At 64.1% G+C, this 17838-nt stretch carries 18 protein-coding genes; 9 read left to right on the forward strand and 9 right to left on the reverse strand.

Annotated features, from left to right (window positions below):
- Nucleotides 1-189 precede the first annotated feature (189 nt).
- The 3 genes from FB598_RS19365 (at nucleotide 190) to FB598_RS19375 (ending at nucleotide 4413) form a co-directional block, all read left to right on the forward strand.
- Entirely contained in the window at nucleotides 190-1329 is a 1140-nt protein-coding gene (locus FB598_RS19365) for an iron-containing alcohol dehydrogenase (RefSeq protein WP_141917811.1), read from the forward strand.
- 139 nt (nucleotides 1330-1468) lie between these two features.
- Nucleotides 1469-3058, forward strand: coding sequence for an aldehyde dehydrogenase (NADP(+)) (locus FB598_RS19370; RefSeq protein ID WP_141917813.1), 1590 nt, complete (start codon nucleotides 1469-1471; stop codon nucleotides 3056-3058).
- Nucleotides 3059-3204: 146 nt separating this feature from the next.
- The gene (locus tag FB598_RS19375; RefSeq protein ID WP_141917818.1) at nucleotides 3205-4413 is read left to right on the forward strand and encodes an ABC transporter substrate-binding protein; all 1209 of its coding nucleotides are present in this window, start codon (nucleotides 3205-3207) and stop codon (nucleotides 4411-4413) included.
- Nucleotides 4414-4557: 144 nt separating this feature from the next.
- Here FB598_RS19375 and FB598_RS19380 read toward each other — a convergent pair whose 3' ends face one another.
- The 4 genes from FB598_RS19380 to yihA all read right to left on the reverse strand — a co-directional run bounded on the left by FB598_RS19380 (nucleotide 4558) and on the right by yihA (nucleotide 8175).
- Complete coding sequence (locus FB598_RS19380; RefSeq protein WP_141917821.1) at nucleotides 4558-5019, reverse strand: carboxymuconolactone decarboxylase family protein; 462 nt, start codon at nucleotides 5017-5019, stop codon at nucleotides 4558-4560.
- 118 nt (nucleotides 5020-5137) lie between these two features.
- Nucleotides 5138-6112 (reverse strand): RNA polymerase sigma factor SigJ, encoded by a 975-nt coding sequence (gene sigJ / locus FB598_RS19385; RefSeq protein WP_141917823.1) that lies wholly within the window; start codon nucleotides 6110-6112, stop codon nucleotides 5138-5140.
- A 16-nt stretch (nucleotides 6113-6128) separates the two neighbouring features.
- Nucleotides 6129-7154: a porphobilinogen synthase gene (gene hemB / locus FB598_RS19390; RefSeq protein WP_141917826.1), complete on the reverse strand. Its 1026-nt coding sequence runs from the start codon at nucleotides 7152-7154 to the stop codon at nucleotides 6129-6131.
- A 316-nt stretch (nucleotides 7155-7470) separates the two neighbouring features.
- Nucleotides 7471-8175, reverse strand: a complete 705-nt coding sequence (yihA, locus tag FB598_RS19395) for a ribosome biogenesis GTP-binding protein YihA/YsxC (RefSeq protein WP_141917829.1) — start codon at nucleotides 8173-8175, stop codon at nucleotides 7471-7473.
- Between the two features lie 212 nt (nucleotides 8176-8387).
- On the opposite strand from yihA, the gene FB598_RS19400 reads away from it, so the two are divergent.
- The 6 genes from FB598_RS19400 to FB598_RS19425 all read left to right on the forward strand — a co-directional run bounded on the left by FB598_RS19400 (nucleotide 8388) and on the right by FB598_RS19425 (nucleotide 14919).
- Complete coding sequence (locus tag FB598_RS19400; RefSeq protein ID WP_141917832.1) at nucleotides 8388-9050, forward strand: cytochrome c; 663 nt, start codon at nucleotides 8388-8390, stop codon at nucleotides 9048-9050.
- Nucleotides 9051-9428: 378 nt separating this feature from the next.
- Complete coding sequence (locus tag FB598_RS19405) at nucleotides 9429-11579, forward strand: cytochrome c biogenesis protein ResB (protein WP_141917835.1); 2151 nt, start codon at nucleotides 9429-9431, stop codon at nucleotides 11577-11579.
- Between the two features lie 152 nt (nucleotides 11580-11731).
- The gene (ccsB, locus tag FB598_RS19410) at nucleotides 11732-12889 is read left to right on the forward strand and encodes a c-type cytochrome biogenesis protein CcsB (protein WP_141917838.1); all 1158 of its coding nucleotides are present in this window, start codon (nucleotides 11732-11734) and stop codon (nucleotides 12887-12889) included.
- 1 nt (nucleotide 12890) lies between these two features.
- On the forward strand, nucleotides 12891-13541 hold the full coding sequence (locus FB598_RS19415; protein ID WP_141917841.1) for an HAD family phosphatase: 651 nt from the start codon (nucleotides 12891-12893) through the stop codon (nucleotides 13539-13541).
- Between the two features lie 88 nt (nucleotides 13542-13629).
- Nucleotides 13630-14220, forward strand: a complete 591-nt coding sequence (locus FB598_RS19420) for a GNAT family N-acetyltransferase (RefSeq protein WP_141917844.1) — start codon at nucleotides 13630-13632, stop codon at nucleotides 14218-14220.
- A gap of 438 nt (nucleotides 14221-14658) precedes the next feature.
- On the forward strand, nucleotides 14659-14919 hold the full coding sequence (locus FB598_RS19425; RefSeq protein WP_141917846.1) for a hypothetical protein: 261 nt from the start codon (nucleotides 14659-14661) through the stop codon (nucleotides 14917-14919).
- Nucleotides 14920-14986: 67 nt separating this feature from the next.
- Here FB598_RS19425 and FB598_RS19430 read toward each other — a convergent pair whose 3' ends face one another.
- The 5 genes from FB598_RS19430 to FB598_RS19450 all read right to left on the reverse strand — a co-directional run bounded on the left by FB598_RS19430 (nucleotide 14987) and on the right by FB598_RS19450 (nucleotide 17838).
- The gene (locus tag FB598_RS19430) at nucleotides 14987-15991 is read right to left on the reverse strand and encodes an NAD(P)H-dependent glycerol-3-phosphate dehydrogenase (protein ID WP_141917849.1); all 1005 of its coding nucleotides are present in this window, start codon (nucleotides 15989-15991) and stop codon (nucleotides 14987-14989) included.
- Between the two features lie 65 nt (nucleotides 15992-16056).
- A complete protein-coding gene (locus tag FB598_RS19435) occupies nucleotides 16057-16509 on the reverse strand; it encodes an SH3 domain-containing protein (protein ID WP_141917852.1) in 453 nt (150 codons plus the stop codon).
- 103 nt (nucleotides 16510-16612) lie between these two features.
- Complete coding sequence (gene secB, locus FB598_RS19440) at nucleotides 16613-17113, reverse strand: protein-export chaperone SecB (protein ID WP_141917855.1); 501 nt, start codon at nucleotides 17111-17113, stop codon at nucleotides 16613-16615.
- Nucleotides 17114-17167: 54 nt separating this feature from the next.
- Complete coding sequence (gene grxC / locus FB598_RS19445) at nucleotides 17168-17428, reverse strand: glutaredoxin 3 (protein WP_141917858.1); 261 nt, start codon at nucleotides 17426-17428, stop codon at nucleotides 17168-17170.
- On the reverse strand, nucleotides 17425-17838 hold the full coding sequence (locus FB598_RS19450; RefSeq protein ID WP_141917861.1) for a rhodanese-like domain-containing protein: 414 nt from the start codon (nucleotides 17836-17838) through the stop codon (nucleotides 17425-17427). Before FB598_RS19450 ends, grxC begins: the two co-directional genes overlap by 4 nt.

Here is a 17838-nt window from a genome sequence, read left to right on the forward strand (position 1 = left end):
GAAAACCCTCAGTATGACTGTTGGTTATACCCATATCAACACCTCTCATTAGTCAAAGCGCCCGCATTGGCTTAGAGTCTGGCTTTCCAAACCAAGGCGGTAACGGGGAAAGCGGATCAATGTCCGGCTCCCCGCCAGGCCGGGCGCGAATCGGCCCTTGGTCTGACATCTATAAATCAAGGCTATGTGATGGCACTCATCAATTACATTACCCAGGTCCAGTTCGACTACGGCGCGCTGTCGCTCCTGCAGCAGGAATGCGAGCGCATCGGCATCAAGAAGCCGCTGGTGGTCACCGACATGGGCATCCGCAACGCCGGTATCCTCGACAAGGTACTGGGCCAGTTGAAGGACGGCGCGGCCGTCCCGGTGTTCGACCAGACGCCGCCCAACCCGAACGAAGGCGCGGTGCGCGCGGCCGTGGCGATGTTCCGCGCAGCCGGCTGCGACGGCATCGTGGCCGTGGGCGGCGGCTCCTCGATCGACCTGGCCAAGGGCGTGGCGGTATGCGGTACCCACGAAGGCACGTTGAAATCCTTCGCGCTGATCGAAGGCGGCCTGGCCAACATCACCGCCAAGACTGCGCCGGTGATCGCCATCCCGACGACCGCCGGCACCGGCAGCGAAGTCGGCCGCGGCGCCATCCTGATCCTGGACGACGGCCGCAAGGTCGGCGTGCTGTCGCCGTTCATCGTGCCCAAGGTCGCCATCTGCGACCCGGAACTGACGCTCGGCCTGCCGCCGCTGATGACCGCCGCCACCGGCATGGACGCCATCGCCCACTGCTTGGAAACATTCATGGCGCCGGCGTTCAATCCGCCCGCCGATGGCATCGCGCTCGATGGCCTGTGGCGCGCCTGGGCGCATATCGAACGCGCCACCAAGGAGCCGGGCGACCGCGAAGCGCGCCTGAACATGATGAGCGCCTCGATGCAGGGCGCGATGGCATTCCAGAAAGGGCTGGGCTGCGTGCACAGCCTGTCGCACTCGCTGGGCGGCATCAATCCCAAGCTGCACCACGGCACCCTGAACGCCATCTTCCTGCCGGCCATCATCGCTTTCAACGAAAGCGCCGAGACCATGGTCAAGGACAACAAGATGGCGCGCATGGCGCATGCCATGGGGTTGAAGGACGGCGCCGCGATCGGTCCGGCTATCAAGGAGATGAGCTGTCGTCTCGGTTTGCCTGCCGGCCTGGGCGAGCTGGGCGTGAGCGCCGACATGTTCCCCAAGATCATCCAGGGCGCATTGGCCGACCACAGCCACAAGACCAATCCGCGCGTGGCCTCGGCGCAGGATTACGAACGCATGCTGCAGCAATCCATGTGATGCAACACAATAGACCCGTGCGGCACACGCCGTGCGGGAAGCTTAACCGGAACCAACCGGCCGTCCTCGCCAACACGAGGTGCGGCCCTTCGCGCGTGACCCGTCAGGGCAGCGCCAACGCACAGAGCAGGAGTACATCGTGAGCTTGAACATCCTCGGACACAACTACATCGGCGGCCAGCGCAGCGGCGAAGGCGACCTCCATCTGCACAGCATCGACGCCACCAGCGGCGCGATTTTCGAGATTCCCTTCGTGACCGCGACCGAGAAGGAAGTGGCGGCCGCCGTCCACGCGGCGGAGCAGGCCTACCCGGCGTTTCGCGCGACCACCTCGGAGCAGCGCGCCGCCTTCCTGGACGCGATCGCCGATGAGATCGACGCGCTGGGCGACGACTTCCTCGCCGCCGTCTCGCGCGAAACCGCGCTGCCGGCCACGCCCCGCCTGGCTGGCGAACGCGCCCGCACCAGCGGCCAGATGCGCCTGTTCGCCAAGGTCCTGCGCCGCGGCGACTTCTACGGCGCCCGCATCGACACCGCGCTGCCCGAGCGCAAGCCGATGGCGCGTCCCGATATCCGCCAGTACAAGATCGGCGTCGGCCCGGTGGCCGTGTTCGGCGCCAGCAACTTCCCGCTGGCCTTCTCGGTGGCCGGCGGCGATACCGCGGCCGCGCTGGCGGCCGGCTGCCCGGTAGTGTTCAAGGCCCACACCGGCCACCTGGTCACCTCTGAAATCGTGGCCGACGCCATCGAGCGCGCCGTCAAGAAGACCGGCATGCCGGCCGGCACCTTCAATATGATCTACGGCGACCGCGTCGGCGCCCAGCTGGTCAAGAGCGCCGCCATCCAGGCGGTCGGCTTCACCGGTTCGCTGCGCGGCGGCCGTGCGCTGTGCGACATGGCGGCGGCGCGTCCGCAACCGATCCCGGTGTTCGCGGAAATGTCGAGCATCAACCCCATCATCCTGATGCCCGAGGCGCTCAAGGCGCGCGGCGACGCCATCGCCAAGGACCTGGCCGGTTCCGTCACGATGGGCTGCGGCCAGCTGTGCACCAGCCCGGGCCTGCTGCTGGGCGTGAAGTCGCCTGAATTGACCGCCTTCATCGAGAAGCTGTCGGCCGCCTTCGGCGGCACCGCGCCGGCCACCATGTTGAACAGCGGCGGCCTGTCGCACTACAACAGCGGCGTGGCGCGCCTGACCCAGCTGCCCGGCGTGAAGGTCATCGCCACCGGCGGCAGCAGCTACACCCAGGCCGTGCCGCACCTGTTCAAGGCCGAGGCTTCGCTGCTGTTCTCCAAGGAAGCGCCGCTGGAAGAAGAAGTGTTCGGCCCCTCGACCGTGATCGTTGAGCTGGAAAGCCGCGAACAGCTCATCGATTTCGCCGCCAACATGCATGGCCAACTGACCGCCACGCTGCAAGCCGAGATCGGCGACCTGCAAGGCAACCAGGACCTGATCGCGCTGCTGGAACAGAAGGCCGGCCGGCTGCTGCTCAACGGTTACCCGACCGGCGTCGAGGTGTGCGACGCGATGGTCCACGGAGGCCCGTACCCGGCCACCTCGGATGCGCGCGGCACTTCGGTCGGCACGCTGGCCATCGAGCGCTTCCTGCGCCCGGTGTGCTACCAGAACTACCCGGACGCGATGCTGCCGGCGCCGCTGAAGAACGCCAACCCGCTGGGCATTACGCGCCTGGTCGATGGCGAACTGACGCGCGCCGTCCTCGGCTGATTGTCGCAAGCATGATGGCATGCGCCTCGGCGCATGCCGGCAACACCTTCTCCGCACTCGCTTGCGGAGTCGCAACAAGAACACCACGCGAGAAATCCAAACGAACCGCGGCACGACGCCGTGGCGTTCACCCAGAGGAGGAGACTTTGAGGAAAAGCATCAAGCGCGCGGCGCTGTCCGCTGCCGTCTGCGTCCTGTTCGGCGCATCCCTGCCGGCGCAGGCCGCCGGCGATACCATCAAGATCGGTTTCATCACTGACCTGTCCGGCACTTACGCCGACATGGACGGCCAGGGCGGCGTCGAAGCCATCAAGATGGCCATTGCCGATGCCGGCGGCGCCATCAACGGCAAGAAGATCGAATTCGTGTTTGCCGACCACCAGAACAAGGCCGACATCGCCGCCAACAAGGCGCGTGAATGGTTCGACCGCGACGGCGTCGACATGCTGGTCGGCGGCGTGAACTCGGCCGCCAGCCTGGCCATGGGCAAGGTCGCCGGCGAAAAGAAAAAGGTCTTCATCTCGGTCGGCGCCGGCACCACGCGCCAGACCAACGAGGAATGCAACGCCTACACCATCCAGTACGCCTACGACACCACTGCGCTGGCGCGCGGCACGGGCGCGGCCATCACCAAGCAGGGCGGCAAGTCGTGGTATTTCGTGACGGCCGATTATGCGTTCGGCACTTCGCTTGAAAAAGACACCAGCGATGTGGTCAAGGCCGGCGGCGGCACCGTCGTGGGCCAGATCCGCGCGCCGCTGGCGACGTCGGACTTCTCCTCCTTCCTGCTGCAGGCGCAAGCCTCCAAGGCCCAGATCCTGGGCCTGGCGGTGGCCGGCGGCGACGTCATCAATGCCATCAAGGCGGCCAATGAATTCGGCGTGAACAAGACGATGAAGCTGGCCGGTCTCCTGATCTTCATCACCGATACGCATTCGCTGGGCCTGCAAGTCACGCAAGGCATGTACCTGACCGACGGCTGGTACTGGGACATGAACGACCAGTCGCGCGCATGGGGCAACCGCTACTTCGGCAAGATGAAGAAGATGCCGACGATGTTCCAGGCCGGCAATGCATCGGCCGTGGGCCAGTACCTGAAGGCGGTCAAGGCCGTGGGCAGCACCGACGCCGACAAGGTGATGGATTACCTGCGCAAGAACAAGATCAACGACTTCTTCACCTCCAACGGCGTAGTCCGTCCGGACGGCCGCATGGTGCACGACATGTACCTGATGGAAGTGAAAAAGCCGTCGGAATCCAAGCGTCCGTGGGATTACTACAAGCTGGTGCAGACCATTCCCGGCGAGCAGGCCTACATGACCAAGGCCGAGTCCAAGTGCGCGCTGTGGAAGTAAGGCAGCAATAGGTTCAGCCGGCGTTTCCGAGGAAGCGCCGGGCAGGTTTTGAGCAGAAAGTCTGATGTGGATCGGACCATGTTCGACGCATCCCGGGCGACCGGGGTGCGTTTTTTTTCGTCCTTGTCCTGTGCGGTACGCCGATCAGCTGCGGCGCGGCACCTGCGGGCGCATCGACACACCCAGGCGGTTCCAGGCATTGATGATGGCGACCGCGAAGGTGATGTTGGCGATCTCGGTTTCAGTGAAGTGCTGCTTCATCAGCGCGAACGCGGCGTCTTCCTTGTCGGCGTCCGGGTTCTTCAGGTCGGTGAAGCGCTCTGCCCAGTTCAGCGCGGCGCGCTCCTGTTCGGTGAAGAAGGGGATTTCGCGCCAGGCGGCCAGGGTGTTGAGGCGCTGCTGGTTTTCGCCGGCCTTGAGCAGGTCGTGCGAATGCATGTCGGCGCAGAAGGCGCAGCCGTTGATTTGCGACACGCGCAGGAACACCAGTTCCAGCAGCTTGGGATCGACGCCGCTGGTGTGCACGGCCTCGCTGGCCTTGAGCAGGGCATTGAAGGCAGGGGCTGCGAGCTTGGTGTGTTGCAGGCGTTGCTTGAAGTCGGACATGGCAATTCTCCTGTGGGTTTGGAATCGACGCCGGCGCAAATCGCCGGCGTTCATCCATAAGACGGAGCGCCATGTCGGCTTGTGACAGTTTTTTTTGAAAAAGCGAAAAAAGATTTTTTCAGGCGGCCAGGGTCTGGCGCGCGATCGCCGCCAGCTTGTCCGGATTGCGCACCACGTAGATTTCGCGGATCAGGCCGTTGTCGGTCTCCAGCACCTGGGCCGACTCCAGCTGGCCATCCACATAACGCAGCAAGCCCGGGCCGCCGTTGATCCAGGCCGGGCGATAGGCGATGCGCGCGCCGAAGCGGCGGATATTGGCGTAGTACAGCCAGGAAATGCGCGCGCCGGAGAACAGCGGATGCGGGAACGAGGACACCTTGCCGCCGCCGTCGCCGATCAGGCGCGCGTCTTCCGCCAGCAGACCCAGCATGGCCTCGCGCTCGCCGCTTTGCACCGCCTGCATGAATTTCTGCAGCAGGGTCTCATGCGCGGCACGGGAGATGGGGCTGGAGGCGGCGCGCAACGGCTTGCGCGGGGCGGCGCTGCGCTGGCCGGTATCTTCGTGCCGGGCCAGCCGTTCGCGCGCGCGGTGCACCAACTGGCGGCAATTGGCTTCGCTTTTTTGCAGGATGGCGGCGATGTCGGGATAGTCGTTGTCGAACACTTCGCGCAGCAGGAAGGCGGCGCGCTCTTCCGGGTTCAGGCGTTCGAGCAGCAGCAGGTAGGCGAAGGAAACGTCGCTGTGCTGCTCCAGCAGCGCCTCGGGCGAAGGCGCCAGCATGGCGCTGCCGAACAGGTCGATCTCGGGCGCGGCGTCGGCCAGGTCGACTAGCGGTTCCGGCAGCCAGTGGCCGACGTAGGACAGGCGTTCCTGCCGGGCCTGGCGCAGGCGGTCGATGCACAGCCGTGTGACCACCGTGACCAGCCAGGCCTCAGCCGATGCCAGCGTCGTCGTGTCTTGCCCATGCCAGCGCAGCCAGGCGTCCTGCAAGACGTCGTCGGCGTCGCTGCGCGAGCCCAGCATGCGATAGGCCACGCCGAACAGGCGCGGCCGATGGCGGGTGAAGATATCGGTGTCGGCGCTGGCGCCCATGGCTGGTCGGGGCGGATCAGGCCTGCTTGAGCTTGCGCGCGATATCCAGCGCGAAGTAGGTCAGCACGCCGTCGGCGCCGGCGCGCTTGAAGGCCATCATGGCTTCCATCATGGTCTTGTCATGGTCGAGCCAGCCGTTCTGGGCGGCGGCCTTGATCATGGCGTATTCGCCGCTGACCTGGTAGGCGAAGGTCGGCACCTTGAACTCGTCCTTCACGCGGCGCACGATGTCCAGGTATGGCATGCCGGGCTTGACCATCACCATGTCGGCGCCTTCCTGCAAATCCAGCGCCACTTCGCGCAGCGCTTCGTCGCTGTTGGCCGGGTCCATCTGGTAGGTGGCCTTGCTGCCCTTGCCGAGGTTGGCGGCCGAGCCGACCGCGTCGCGGAAAGGGCCGTAGAAGGCCGAGGCGTACTTGGCCGAGTACGCCATGATGCGGGTGTAGATGTGGCCGCGCTCTTCCAGCATGGCGCGGATGGCGCCGATGCGGCCGTCCATCATGTCGGATGGCGCAACGATATCGACGCCGGCATCGGCCTGGGTTTGCGCTTGCCTGACCAGCAGGGCGATGGTCTCGTCGTTGAGGATGTAGCCGCTCTCGTTGAGCACGCCGTCCTGGCCGTGGCTGGTGTAGGGGTCCAGCGCGACGTCGCACAGCACGCCCAGTTCGGGGAAGCGTTCCTTGAGCGCGCGCACCACGCGCGGGATCAGGCCGTCCGGGTTGGTGGCTTCGATGCCGTCGGGGGTCTTCAGCGCGGGATCGATCGCCGGGAACAGCGCCAGCACCGGCACACCCAGCTTCACGCATTCTTCCGCCACCGGCAGCAGCGTATCGAGCGACAGGCGCTCCACGCCCGGCAGCGAAGGCACGGGCGTACGCAGCTTCTGGCCTTCCTGGACGAACACCGGATAGATCAGGTCGGAGGCGGTGATGACATTCTCGGCCATCAGGGCGCGCGAGAAGGCGTCGCGGCGCATGCGGCGCATGCGCAGGGCGGGGTAGGCGGCGGTAGTTTGCAGAGGGGTGGTGGAAACTGGCATGGCTTTCTTTCAGTTCAATGTGTTTCTAACTCACGTCAACTTAGAATAATTTCTAGGTAAATGTCGCTATGTTCTGAAAATTGCGGTTCTCGATGGGGGTTTCGAAACTTCCCATGGAGCACTCAATCCTATGTGCAGGCAATTCGTTGCCTCCCGCTTCCCCTTCCCTCCCTGAGCGGGGCCGATCGCGCAAGCGAAAGGCGTTGGGCCTTGGAGATTGTTCCCCTTTCTCCAAGGCTTTTTTTTATGGCCGATGGCCTGCCTGTGTTTCGTCTCTTCCGCCTCTTTTTTCCTGTTTTTCGCCACGTTCCCGGGCTTATTCCGCGGCCGGGGGGAGCTCTTCGCCCTGCTCGTCGGCGCCGGACAATCCTGCCAGTTGCAGGATCCGGTCATTGGCCTCATCCAGGCCGGTACGCTTGAGCGCCGAGAACAACTGGGCCGTGAACGGGAACGGGTCGCCATTCGCATCGACATAGCTGGACAGGTAGGTCTGGGCCTGGCGCAAGGCATTGGTGGCGTCGTTGCGGTTGAGCTTGTCGGCCTTGCTGAGAATGCAATGGATGGGCTTGCCGGTCGGCGCGAACCACTCGATCATCTGGATATCGAGGTCGGTGAAAGGGCGGCGTGAGTCGACGATCATCACCAGTGCGGCCAGTTGCTGGCGCTGGCGCACATAGTCGCCCAGCAACGCTTGCCAATGGTGCTTGGCCGAGCCGGAAACCTCGGCGTAGCCGTAGCCGGGCAGGTCGACCAGCATTGCGCGGATCTCGTCGGCGCGCACTTCGTCATGGCGATGCTGGCCGACGTGGGCGCCGCCGATGGAAAAGTAATTGATATGCTGGGTGCGGCCCGGCGTCTTGGACGCGAAGGCCAGGCGTTTCTGGTTGCACAGCACATTGATGGCGGTGGATTTGCCTGCGTTGGAGCGGCCGGCGAAGGCCACTTCCGGCACATCGGTCTTGGGCAGATCCCGCAAATGATTGACGGTGGTGAAAAAGCGGGCTTGCCAAAGTTGCGACATAGGTGGGGCAGAAATCCGAAAGAGGGGCAAAAATGCAGAGAAGCTATTGTACAATGGGGCGCTACCTATTGCCGTGTTGACGCCAAGCAAACAAAAAAATGGCGGCCATCGGAGACAGGTCAAAAGACCGGCATTGGGTATGGGGGCCGCTAGCCGCCAGACGGGCAGAATCTCTGAATTTCACAACCACAATAAGTAAATTAGGGTGACGAATGAACCGTGCCTTTTCCCGAGTGTTGCAGACCGTGTTTGTTGCATTGCTGGCAGTTTCTTCCCAGGCATATGCAGCCGAAGAAAAGAAAGCAGTCGTCAAGGCCGATCCGGCCAAAGGTGAAGCGCTTTATACCAATGGCGACAATGCCCGCAATATCGTGGCTTGCGTCTCCTGCCACGGCGCAGCCGGCAATTCGACCATCACGCAAAACCCCAAGCTGGCCGGCCAGCATGAAGCCTACATCGCCAAGCAGCTGATGAATTTCCGCACGCCGGAGCGCAACAACCCGGTGATGTCGCCGCTGGCCAAGGCCTTGTCCGACGAGGACATCAAGAATGTCGCGGCCTACCTGGCAGCGCAGTCGCCCAAGCCGGGCGCGGCCAAAAACAAGGATACGCTCGAGCTCGGCAAGCACATCTGGCGCGGCGGCATCGCCTCCAAGAACGTGCCTGCCTGCGCCGGTTGCCACAGCCCGAACGGCGCCGGCATTCCGGCCCAGTATCCGCGCCTGGCAGGCCAGCATCAGGATTACACGGTGGCGGAGCTGACCAATTTCCGCGGCGGCAGCCGCAACAACAGCCCGCAGATGACGGCCATCGCCGAACGTTTGTCGGACAAGGAAATCAAGGCCGTGGCGGATTACATCGCCGGCCTCAAATAAGAATCAAGACCCTGTTGGCGATCCGGTACCAAAGAGGCGGCCCGCGTGCCGCCTCTTTTTTTGTGCACGGGCTGGATCGGGTTTGACGTAGCGCCGGCGTGTTCCCCGGGCTCGCATCGCCATGTGGCCATGCGCGGCCCCGGAAGGACTGGCGCATCCGGAAGCGGCGTGCGGAGGATGTCTTCCGGTCCGGCAGGTTCGCATTTCCCGGGGTGCAGGCTGCGCCAGATATGCGGTCTCAGATACCGGTGCTGCGCCGGTACGTATCACGGAGTTTCACCGGGAGCGGTAGAATCCGGGGTTGGCGATGCTTTGCTGTCCGGCAAGGCAATTGAAATGGATGCGGGACCGGCAAGCCGGATCCGGTAAGGCAGGAATATGACGACGGGCAGCAGTACCGAAGGGATTTTGATCAGGACCAGGCAGCGCTGGGTCAGCGATGCGGTCGAACTGGTGTCATCGATGCGCTTTGCGATCAGCTTGCTGACGTTGATCGCGGTCGCCTCGGTGATCGGCACCGTGATGAAGCAGAACGAGCCGATGCCGAACTACGTCAACCAGTTCGGGCCGTTCTGGTTCGAGGTCTTCAACAAGCTGGGCCTGTATGCGGTGTATTCGGCCTGGTGGTTCCTGCTGATCATGGGCTTCCTGGTGCTGTCGACCTCGCTGTGCATCGCGCGCAATGCGCCCAAGATGCTGCGCGACGTCAAGAGCTGGCGCGACAACGTGCGCGAGCAGTCGCTGCGCAACTTCCACCACAAGGCCGAATGGCGCAGCGCCGAACAGCCGGCGCAGGCCGCCGCGCGCCTGGCCCGGCAAGTCGGCGCGCGCGGCTACAAGGTCAAGCTGGTCGACAAGGATGGCGGCACGCTCCTGGCCGCCAAGCAGGGTGCGGCCAACAAATGGGGCTATATCTTCGCGCACGCGGCCATCGTCATCATCTGCCTGGGCGGCCTGCTCGACTCCGACTTGCCGATCCGTTTCCAGCAGTGGTTCTACGGCAAGCAGGCCTTCTCCGGCAACGGCATCATCTCGCAGATCCCGGAGCGCTACCGCCTGGGCATCGGCAACCCGACCTTCCGCGGCAACACGCTCATTCCCGAGGGCGCCAGCAGCAGTACGGCGATCATCCCCCAGCAGGACGGCGTGATGATCCAGGACCTGCCCTTCACCATCCAGCTCAAGCGTTTCATCATCGATTTCTATTCCACCGGCATGCCCAAGCTGTTCGCCAGCGAAGTGGTGGTGCGCGACCATGAGACCGGCCACGAGATCGCCGCCACCATCAAGGTCAACGAACCGCTGATCTACAAGAACGTGGCGATCTACCAATCCAGCTTCGAGGATGGCGGCACCAGGCTCAAGCTGGTCGGCTACCCGATGCGCGGCGCCGAGAACAACCGCTTCGACTTCGCCGGCGAAGTCAACGGCAGCACGCCGCTGGCCCAGGCGGCCGGAGACTACACCGTGGAGTGGACCGGCTTTCGCCCCTTCAACGTGGAAAACATGAACAGCGCCGGCAACGGCGCGGGCGGCGCTGCCGGCGGCGATGCGCGCGCGGTCAACATCGGCAAGACGGTGAACCAGGGCTTCATGGGCAGCCTCGACAAGCATCTCGGCTCCGGCGCCAAGAATGCCAACAACAAGGATTTCAAGAACGTCGGCCCCAGCATCCAGTACAAGCTGCGCGACAAGACCGGCCAGGCGCGCGAGTACTTCAACTACATGCAATCGATGCAGATCGACGGCGCCTACGTGTTCCTAGCCGGCATGCGCGAGCAGCCCGACCAGCCGTTCCGCTACCTGCGCATCCCGGCCGACGACAACGACAGCGTGGTTGAATGGATGCGCCTGCGCGCTGCGCTGGCCAATCCGGCATTGCGTGAAGAAGCGGCGCGCCGCTACGCCCGCCAGGCCATTTCCGGCGGCCGCGATACCCCGGCCGCGCTGCGCGAGCAACTGCAGCAATCGGCCCAGCGCGGGCTGGATATCTTCGCCGGCGATGGCAAGACCTCGGGTTTCATCGCCGTCACCCGGTTCCTGGAAAAGCTGCCGGCCGCCGAGCAGGAGAAGGCCGCCGATATCTTCATGAAGATCCTCAATGGCAGCATGTGGGAACTGTGGCAAGCCGCGCGGGCCAAGGATGGCTTGGCCCCGGTCGCCAGCGACGAGGTGCATGGCCGCTATCTGCAACTGGCGATCAACGCGCTGGCCGACGCGGCTTTCTATCCGGCGCCGGTGTTCCTGCAGCTTTCCGGCTTCGAGGAAATCAAGGCGTCGGTGCTGCAGGTGACGCGCTCGCCGGGCAAGAAGGTGGTCTACCTGGGCTGCCTGTTGCTGGTGCTGGGCGTGTTCGCGATGCTGTATATCCGCGAACGCCGCCTGTGGATCTGGATCAAGCCGCAAGAGGGCGGCCGGGGCAGCCATGCGCTGCTGGCCATGAGCACCCAGCGCAAGACGCTGGATTTTGAAAAGGAATTCGAGCAGATGAAAGCGGGGCTCGCGCCGGCCGCCGATTCTGCCTCCTGACGTTGCACAAAGCCGGCGCTGGCGTAGACAATAAGCCGGTTCATGACATGACGGAGACCGTGCCGCCGGAATATGGCGGTTATCATCCTGCACATATAAACGCTGGGCGGCGCCGCCGCTAGCATGGCCGCAGGAATGCAGTGGAGATCGGAATGGAACTGACAGAAGCAACCACCCCAGGCTACCCCCAGGAACAGGGCTTCTTTCGCCGCCTGAGTGCGGTGGACTGGATTTACGCCGCCGCGCTGGTGGCCGGCTCGCTGTATGCGCTCATGCGTTTCGGCAGCTATATGGATTACTACGAGAAGGCGGTGCTGCTGCTGGCCGCACCGACCTTCGCCTGGCTGGGCTGGCACTGGAAACAGGTGCGCTGGCTGATCCCCCTGCTGGCGCTGCTGTCGCTGGGCGCCATCGGCATGTACGGCGGCTCGCTGGACATGGCGGAGAAGAAATTCTTCCTCAAGTACATGCTCTCCAGCCAGTCGGCCATCCTCTGGATGAGCGCGCTGTTCGCCCTGTCCACGCTGTTCTACTGGGGCGGGCTGGCCACGCGCGCCGGCACCGGCGCGGCGCTCGGCTCCAAGCTGTGCTGGGCGGCGGTGGTGCTGGGATTTACCGGCATGATGGTGCGCTGGTACGAGTCCTACCTGATCGGCCCCGACGTCGGCCACATTCCCATCTCCAACCTGTATGAAGTGTTCATCCTGTTCTGCATGATCACGGCGCTGTTCTACCTGTATTACGAAGAGCGCTATGCCACCCGCCAGCTGGGCGCCTTCGTGCTGACGGTGATCTCGGCGGCGGTCGGCTTCCTGATGTGGTACACCGTGTCGCGCGATGCGGCCGAGATCCAGCCGCTGGTGCCGGCGTTGCAGAGCTGGTGGATGAAGATCCACGTGCCGGCCAACTTCATCGGCTACGGCACCTTCGCGCTGGCGGCCATGGTGGCGGTGGCCTACCTGTTCAAGTCCAAGGGCATCCTGGCAGATCGCCTGCCGTCGCTGGAAGTGCTGGACGACGTGATGTACAAGGCGATCGCGGTCGGCTTCGCCTTCTTTACCATCGCCACCATCCTCGGCGCCCTGTGGGCGGCCGAAGCCTGGGGCGGCTACTGGTCGTGGGACCCGAAGGAAACCTGGGCGCTGATCGTCTGGCTCAACTACGCGGCCTGGCTGCACATGCGGCTGATGAAGGGCCTGCGCGGCCGGGTGGCGGCATGGTGGGCGCTGGTCGGTTTGCTGGTGACGACCTTCGCCTTCCTGGGCGTGAACATGTTCCTCTCCGGCCTGCATTCTTACGGAGAGCTTTGACATGAAGGATCCCGGCAACGCGATCGACCTGGTCATCTTCGATTGCGACGGAACCCTGGTTGACAGTGAAGTGGTCGCTGCCGAAGCCTGGTCCGAATATGTCGCCCGCTACGGCGTCGACCTCACGGCCCGGGAGGCGCTGGCGCAGTTCCGCGGGGTGAGCATGAAGCTGTGCGTGGCGCGCATCGAGGAGTTGCGCGGCGCGCCGTTGCCGGCCGTTTTCGAACAGGAATTGCGCGACATGATGGCCGGCATGCTGGAACAGCGACTGCAGCCGATCAATGGCGCGCTGGAGATGGTGCAGGCGCTGTCGATTCCCTATGCGCTGGCCTCCAACGCGCCGCATCCCAAGATCGAGCTGTGCCTGCGCGTGACCGGCTTGTTGCCGTATTTCGCCGGCCGCATCTTCAGCGCCTACGATGTGCAGCGCTGGAAGCCCGACCCGGCGTTGTTCCTGTTCGCCGCCAGCAGCCTGGGCGTGGCGCCGGCGCGCTGCGCGGTGGTGGAAGACAGCCTGCCCGGCATCAAGGCCGGCATCGCGGCCGGCATGAAGGTGATCGCGCTGCAGGAGCATGGCGTGCATCCCGAGATGCCCAAGGAGGTATCGGTCATTACCCGGCTGGCCGAACTGCATCCGCATCTGGCATCCTGACGGCGATGCGCTGCAGCGCCGATGAAACGTCCTCGAATGTATGCGCAACAGGCCCCATGTTGCGCTTTTCCCGAGCCAGCGACCGAGCATGAACCACCATCTAGACCGCGACCGGCAAATCATTTACTGCGACCGTGACATCGAGGTGCGCCCGCTGGGTTTGCGGGAAGCGCCGGCGCTCTACGACGCGATCCGCCAATCGGTGCGCGCCATCAGCGAATGGGAAGCCTGGTGCACGCTCGATTACGCGCTGGCCGATGCCCGGCAGTTCCTGCAGCGCAGTATCGAACAATGGGAGATGCGCGCTGCGTATGACTTCAACGTCATCGAGCGCGTTTCCGGCCTGGTGGTGGGTTCCGTGGCGATCAACCAGATCAGCCAGCTTAACCAGCTGGCCAACCTGGGTTACTGGGTGCGCGACGGCTACACCGGCCGCGGCATTGCCGTGACAGCCGCGCGCGCGGCGGCCGCTTTCGCGTTCGGCAAGACCGGCCTGACCCGGCTGGAGATCGTGGCCCAGGCCGGCAACCTGCGCAGCCAGCGCGTGGCCGAAAAAACCGGCGCCACGCTGGAGTGCCTGGCGCGCAACCGCCTGGTGTTCCATGGCGAACCGCGCGACGCCAAGGTGTTTTCACTGGTGCCGGCCGATCTCGGCGTGCCGGCGCCGGTGGTGGCCTGACGTCTTTTCCTCCCAGCAATTCCCCGTTGCGGGAAAATTGCCTTCGTGAAATTTCCTTGCCTTGGCGACAGCGTTTCGTATTCCACGCGCCGGATCGATACGTTTAGAAACAGTTGTTTCATCTTTGCACTGCCCCGGGAAAGTGCACAATCAACCCTTTGTTGGGCAAGGGAAAACCTATTGTTTTCAATCACTTGAATCAATATTGCAAAGCATCATGAAAATGCTGCCCAAAAATAAATGAAAATTGGCTGACAAAATACTGACTTTTACGTATTCCAAATCGCGCTTGGGACGTTACATAGTTCAAGCGCCTGTCATGGGCGCTTATGTATCTGGAACGGTTGTCGGAGAGCAAACATTCCTCCGGGCCGTTGCCGGTTCCCCGGAACGTCAACCGGGGAACGTTGAGCGTCAAGCGACGTAAGAGGAAATACGATGCAAGCCATACAACGCAACAAGACCAATGCCAGTAACAACCATGCCGGCCGCGCGGCCCAGCAATACGTGACCAACGGTGAGTCCCGCCCGTCCCGCTTCGGCAAGCGCTTCAAGGGCGCCGGCGAAGCGCCGCATCATGACGATGATTGCTCATCGGCCTACGACAAGATCTCCAAGCAGATGGACGATATCGTCGAGGGCGGCTCGCCGCAGCGCTTCAAGCGCCCCAAGATGGAAAGCGACATCATCGCCCGATGATGTCGTGATGCCCCGCGCTGTCGCGGGAGCGGAGATGTCCGGCCGAAGCAAGGCCGGACCCGGAGATTCACAGAGTTTCTTCGCGCGGATCCCGCGACAGCAGGCGCGCTACCATTTCCTGCACCGACACCCCATCGAACAAGGCCGCCGCCACCGCGTTGGTGATCGGCATGTCGACGCCTTTTTCCTGCGCCAGTTCGCGTACCGCCTTGGCGCAGCGCACTCCTTCGGCCACGTGCCCCAGTTCGGTCACGATATCCTCGAGTTTCTTGTTTTGCGCCAGGCCCAGGCCTACGCGCCGGTTGCGCGAGAGGTCGCCGGTGCAGGTCAGGATGAGGTCGCCCACGCCGGACAAGCCCATGAACGTCTCGGGCCGGCCGCCCAGCGCCACGCCCAGCCGGGTGATTTCGGCCAGCCCGCGGGTGATCAGCGCGGCGCGCGCATTCAGGCCCAGTTGCAGGCCGTCGGCCACGCCGGTGGCAATGGCCAGGATATTCTTCACCGCGCCGCCGATTTCCACCCCGATCAAGTCGTCGCTCGAATAGATGCGGATGTTGCCGCCATGCACGGCGGTGACGACGCGTTCGCACAGTGCGCCATCGGCGCCGGCGATGGTCAGTGCGCAAGGCAGCCCGCGCGCGACCTCCTGGGCGAAGGAAGGGCCCGATAGCGCGCCGGCCGGGATGGCCGGTCCCAGCACCTGCTGCACGATCTGGTGCGGCAACAGCCGGGTGTCTTCTTCCAGGCCCTTGCACAGCCAGACCAGGTTGGGAATGGGATGGCCGCGCAGTTGCCCGGCCAAACCGCGCAAGCCCGCCACCGAAGAGGCGACGATCAGCAGCGAGGTCTGCGGTTCGCCGCAGACGTGGCGTACGGCGGCGCTGAAATCGGCCGTGACGGTCAATTCATCGGGCAGCGGGAAGCCCGGCAGGTAACGCTGGTTCTCGCGTTGCCGGCCGGCTTCTTCCATGGCCTGGGGGTTGCGCCCCCAGAGCATGACGTCGTGCTTGCGCGCCAAAGTGATGGCCAGCGCGGTACCCCATGCGCCGGCGCCGAGGATGGTGATTTTCATTAGGGGGCGTGAGAGCGTAAACAGGTTCTAAGCGGGCGATCCCCGGATTGGCGGATCGGGGAGATTCAGTCGCCCCAGACGTCGGCGACCCTGGCAAAGCCGGTCTGGCCGTCGCGGTGGCGAACCTTGACCCAGCCATTGTTGGGACTCTCGACCATTTCCAGCAGCACGTTCCTGTCGGCGGTAAACACGACCGGGCTGCTCTCGTCAGCCGCATTGAAGATGCGTGCGTTGGCGGCGGAAACCACCAGCATGCGCTTGGGCGTCAGGGCCTTGGACTGTATCCACGACAGCGTGCCGGCGGCGTCGCGCACCTTGCTCCATTCGCCATAGGTCAGCACCACCTCGACCGGCATGCCGCGCGGCGCGACATAGACGCGGCGGCCCTTTTCGGACGGGGCGTCATACATGACGGAAGGCGAGGCGCCGACCGACTTGAAATCGAGCGCAAAGGCGTTGGGGGCGAATGCGGCAGCGCCCAGGACGGTCGCGCAAAGGATCAGGGGCAGGCGTTTCATCGGTGAAGTCTCCGCAGGTTCGGGGGGAAGCGCCGCGGCGGCGGCTGGCCGGCCCCGGCGCGCCGGGGCGATCCGCCGGCGCCGCGCGAGGCTGGACTGCAGGTCAGTTGACGGCGGTGGAGCCGTTGTTGACCAGGGTGGCGCCTTGCTGCTCGGCCAGGGCCTGCAGGCGTTGCTGGTAGAACACTTCGAAGTTGATCTCGGCCAGGTGCACCGGCGGGAAACCGGCGCGGGTGATGGCGTCGGCGATGTTGGCGCGCAGGTACGGGTAGATGATGTTGGGGCAGCCGATGCCCAGCAGCGGATCCAGCTGGTCGGCCGGCACGTTGCGGATTTCGAAGATGCCGGCTTGCTTGCCCTCGACCAGGAAAGCCACCTTGTCGCCGACCTTGGCGGTCACGGTAATGGTCACGGTCGATTCGAACACGCCTTCAGCCAGCGCCTCGGCGCCGACGTCGACCGACACTTCGATCGACGGCGCTTCCTGTTCCAGGAAAATGGCCGGCGAATTCGGCTGCTCCAGCGACAGGTCCTTCAGGTAGACGCGCTGGATCTGGAAAACGGCTTGCTGTTGCTCTTGCTCTTGCTGGTTCTGTTCCGACATGGATCTCTTTCAGGGTTCGGTGGGTTATTCAAAAAATGTACGCTGGCACTGGCGTCAGGCTTGCAGCAGCGGGTCCAGCTTGCCGGCGCGCTCCAATGCGTTCAGGTCGTCGAAACCGCCGACATGGGTGTCGCCGATATAGATCTGGGGCACCGTGCGGCGGCCGGTTTTCTGCATCATCAGCTCGCGCTGCTGAGGTTCGAGGTCGACGCGGATCTTCTCGATCTGCGTCACGCCCTTGTTGGTAAGCAGGCGCTCGGCCATGACGCAGTACGGGCACACGGCGGTGCAGTACATCACGACCGGCGCGCTCATTTTGCGTCCTTGGTGGTCAGCGGCAGGCCCTGGCCGGCCCAGGCGGCAATGCCGCCGTTCAAGCCGTAGACGTCGGCAAAGCCGGCTTTCTTGAGCGAGGCTTCGGCCTTCATGGCCTGGGTGCCGTTCTGGCACACCACGATGACCTGGCGGCCCTTGAACTTGTCCAGTTCGGCGATGCGCTGCGGCAATTCCTTCAGCGGGATGTTGCGGGCGTCGCGCAGGTGGCCGGCGGCGAACTGGTCGGCGTCGCGCACGTCCAGCACCAGTGTCTTGCCCTGGTTGATCATCTGGGTGGCTTGCAGCAAGGTCAGCTTATTGCCGCGCTGCTGCAGGTAAGGAACCAGCAGGGCGCCGCCGGAGACCAAGGCCAGAGCGATCAGGAAAATATTGTCGATGATGAATTTCAC

The organism is Herbaspirillum sp. SJZ106, from assembly GCF_006715495.1.
GTDB lineage: Bacteria > Pseudomonadota > Gammaproteobacteria > Burkholderiales > Burkholderiaceae_D > Herbaspirillum.

Excerpts from the sequence above, each read along its gene's own strand:
- FB598_RS19365 (WP_141917811.1), top strand. The coding sequence starts at position 190 with ATGGCACTCATCAATTACATTACCCAGGTCCAGTTCGACTACGGCGCG.
- FB598_RS19380 (WP_141917821.1), bottom strand. The coding sequence starts at position 5,019 with ATGTCCGACTTCAAGCAACGCCTGCAACACACCAAGCTCGCAGCCCCT.
- sigJ (WP_141917823.1), bottom strand. The coding sequence starts at position 6,112 with ATGGGCGCCAGCGCCGACACCGATATCTTCACCCGCCATCGGCCGCGC.
- hemB (WP_141917826.1), bottom strand. The coding sequence starts at position 7,154 with ATGCCAGTTTCCACCACCCCTCTGCAAACTACCGCCGCCTACCCCGCC.
- yihA (WP_141917829.1), bottom strand. The coding sequence starts at position 8,175 with ATGTCGCAACTTTGGCAAGCCCGCTTTTTCACCACCGTCAATCATTTG.
- FB598_RS19400 (WP_141917832.1), top strand. The coding sequence starts at position 8,388 with ATGAACCGTGCCTTTTCCCGAGTGTTGCAGACCGTGTTTGTTGCATTG.
- FB598_RS19405 (WP_141917835.1), top strand. The coding sequence starts at position 9,429 with ATGACGACGGGCAGCAGTACCGAAGGGATTTTGATCAGGACCAGGCAG.
- ccsB (WP_141917838.1), top strand. The coding sequence starts at position 11,732 with ATGGAACTGACAGAAGCAACCACCCCAGGCTACCCCCAGGAACAGGGC.
- FB598_RS19415 (WP_141917841.1), top strand. The coding sequence starts at position 12,891 with ATGAAGGATCCCGGCAACGCGATCGACCTGGTCATCTTCGATTGCGAC.
- FB598_RS19420 (WP_141917844.1), top strand. The coding sequence starts at position 13,630 with ATGAACCACCATCTAGACCGCGACCGGCAAATCATTTACTGCGACCGT.
- FB598_RS19425 (WP_141917846.1), top strand. The coding sequence starts at position 14,659 with ATGCAAGCCATACAACGCAACAAGACCAATGCCAGTAACAACCATGCC.
- FB598_RS19430 (WP_141917849.1), bottom strand. The coding sequence starts at position 15,991 with ATGAAAATCACCATCCTCGGCGCCGGCGCATGGGGTACCGCGCTGGCC.
- FB598_RS19435 (WP_141917852.1), bottom strand. The coding sequence starts at position 16,509 with ATGAAACGCCTGCCCCTGATCCTTTGCGCGACCGTCCTGGGCGCTGCC.
- secB (WP_141917855.1), bottom strand. The coding sequence starts at position 17,113 with ATGTCGGAACAGAACCAGCAAGAGCAAGAGCAACAGCAAGCCGTTTTC.
- grxC (WP_141917858.1), bottom strand. The coding sequence starts at position 17,428 with ATGAGCGCGCCGGTCGTGATGTACTGCACCGCCGTGTGCCCGTACTGC.